General features: G+C 36.6%; 1 protein-coding gene. It reads left to right on the top strand.

Annotation, left to right across the window (positions count from 1 at the left end):
* Positions 1–889: 889 nt before the first annotated feature.
* The coding region (locus ACFSKV_RS16400) for a DUF7507 domain-containing protein (protein ID WP_465270326.1) at positions 890–3,172 on the top strand (2,283 nt) is incomplete at its 3' end.

The raw sequence follows: 3,172 nt of genomic DNA on the forward strand, positions 1-3,172 counted from the left end.
TGGGAATGAAGAATGAAGAATTAGGAATTAAGAATGAAAGAATTAAGGATATAAAAAAATATTTTTTCCCTAAGCAATTAGGAAACTAAGAAACGGTCTATTTGATTTACTGAAAAGGCTGCCCGGGGTCCGGTCAGCTTTTTTTCTTTTTATGATGCTTTTGATAAAAGAATAAAATCCTGTTTTTGTTCTGATTTGCAAAAAAAATTGGATTCGGTTGGGATGCAAAAATCCAGTCTCTTTAGTTTTGATGTCTGGATTTTCTTCTTTGAAATATTAAGTTTTGGTAGAATTTTTACCGAGGATTTATACTGATATTTCAAGCTTTCAAATCCACTATTTTACAAACTAATCGGTTCGAAAAACCAGAATATTTTGTTTTGATTAACCCATCGTCGTTTCAAAATTTTCTATTGTTTTCTTCATAATACCCAACTCTTTAAACGAAGTTGATAGGTGAATTTTTGATTGAAATACAGATTTTTGAGCAGGTATTCCTCAAAAAAATCATTTTCTAGAAAAAAAAAATTTTTCAATGTGCACAAAAAATTTTGCATTTCATATCCAAAAAAAATACGATTATAGAAGAATATTTTGTTATACTACATTTTGACAAAAAATAATTTTTTGTTTTATAAAAATTTTTATGATTTTTACCGCAGCTACGAACTGCAATCTTTATTACGGTTTTACATTAGATCCTTAAAAAATGAAAACAATTGTTCATTTGGATGTCAGGGAGCAGGTGCCCCCAACGTTCATTTCTCCATGGTATGAAATGGAGATTAATTCTTTAGGTTCCAAAATTTTTATAGGAACCCTATTTACTAAAGAAATTCAACTTGCTGGATTGACATTTTTAAATCCATCTAAATTAATCTCTTAGGCTATGAAAAAGATCATTTACAATCTTGCCCTTTTTGCATGGATTTTTGTTTTAGGAATATTGTTGAATTCTCAACATCTCCATGCGCAGAATCAACCTAATTTGTTGGATTTAAGAACATGTGGGTTAAGTTGTTCATCCAATAATTACTCAGTTGAAGAAGTTTTTTTGAGTGATATCAATGGAAATCCAATTACAAACAGTTTTGCAACCTGTACTATTGGGCAGCAACAAACTGCTTATATCAGTTTTAAATATTCAACGAATTCAGGATCTTCGACAAGTAATGGGCGATTATTTGCAGATTTATCGATTGGTAATGATGCCATATTTTTAAATTATTTTTTTGGAAATCTAGCTGCTGCGAAAAATAATCCTGTAACCATTACACTTACTGAATTACCAATTAATTGGGTTTGCGGTCAGGAAGTCAGATTGATTAATCCTGTTTTAGCCTGGACGACCAGTGGTTCAGCGAATCTTTCACAGAGCTATGATTGTAACAGTTATCCAAGTGCCCAATGTCAATTTAATAATGATATTTTGGTAGATGCACCTTTAGCTGTACAATTTGACTATACAGCTTGTACTGTTGCAGGTTCAACAACTGTTAATTTTTTAAACACATCAACCGGAGGAAGATTACCATATACCTACAGCTGGAACTTTGGACCTAATGCAACTCCGGCTAATTCTAACCAAGCGAACCCTGTGGTTGTTTATACAGGATCCGGTTCTGCAACCCTTACCGTCACTGATGCGGTTGGGGTCTCCAATACATTTACCCAATCTATAGTTATACCGGATGAAATACTGGTTACCCCTACGGTCAGTCAACCAACCCCCGGAAACTCTGATGGATCTATTTCCTTGGTTATTGTGGGAGGTACCGGTACCATTTCAATTACTTGGAATGATGGAGTAACTGGATCTTCGAGAAATAATTTAAGTCCAGGTACTTATCAGGCTACCATTACAGATGAAAATGGATGTACAAAGATCGAAACGTATGTATTGATAGCCCCTGTACCGAATATCAGTTTGGTAAAGACAGGAGTTTATGTTGATACCAATGGCGATGGACTTCAGAATTTAGGAGATATTATTAATTATACTTTTTTAATTACTAATACAGGGAATGCTAATTTAGTCAATGTTACCCTTAGTGATCCGGGAATAAATTTAACCGGATCACCTTTTTCACTTAATGAAGGTGATTGGGATAATACCACCTTTAGTGGTACTTATACCATTACCCAAGCGGATATTGAAACTGGATCTTTTAGCAACACTGCTACAGTAACTGCCACAGCCGGATCCCTCACTGTTGAGGATGAAAGCACTTTTGTGGTGAATTTTACACAGGTTCCAAGGATTATTGTGGAGAAAAATCAAATAGGAGGCCCAAATCCAGTTACTGCTGCAGGACAGGTTATAGAATATGAAATCACTGTTGAAAATACAGGTAACCTGAATATTTCCAACCTAATTGCAACAGACTTTTTGCCTGGTTCTGATACTGGTGTTATTTTGACACTGTTGGCTGGAGATGATAACAGTGATGGAATTCTTAATCCTGGAGAATTTTGGGAATATGAAATTTCTTACACTGTTACACAGGCAGATATTGATTTAGGAGATAATCTGGTTAATGTTGTGTCAGTGTCTTCTCCACAATTAGCAAATCCAGTTGGAAGTAATGCAGTAACTACAGTAAGTCAGGTTGAGGAAATTGAAATCGAAAAGACAGCCAGCAAAACAACTGATGTTCAGGCTGGAGACGAAATTACCTATAGCTATCTGGTGACCAATACTGGGAATATAACCCTAAACTCCATTAATATCAATGATGTGCATCCTGGTACAGGAACTTTAAGCACACCTTCAACTCAGGATCCTATTGATAACCTTGCTCCTGGTACTTCCATAACTTTTACTGCAACCTATACAGTTACCCAGCAGGATATTGACAACAATGTGGCCATTACCAATGAGGCAACTGTTTCAGGAACTGCGGCTAATGGAGTTCCCGTTTCGGCAATAGATACAGAGACCATCACGCCAGAAGATGCAGTACCTGGGATAGAAATTCTGAAAACCGGCACATTTGAAGATGTGAACGGCAATGGGAGGGCTGATGCAGGAGAATTCATAAATTACACCTTTACAGTTGAGAACACGGGCAACGTGACCTTGACCGGAGTTGTGGTGACGGATCCACAGGCGACTGTGAGCGGAACCCCGATAGCGGTGATGGCCCCGGGAGCGGTTGACAACAGTACCTTC

The organism is Shivajiella indica (assembly GCF_042683085.1).
Classification (GTDB): Bacteria; Bacteroidota; Bacteroidia; order Cytophagales; family Cyclobacteriaceae; genus Shivajiella; species Shivajiella indica.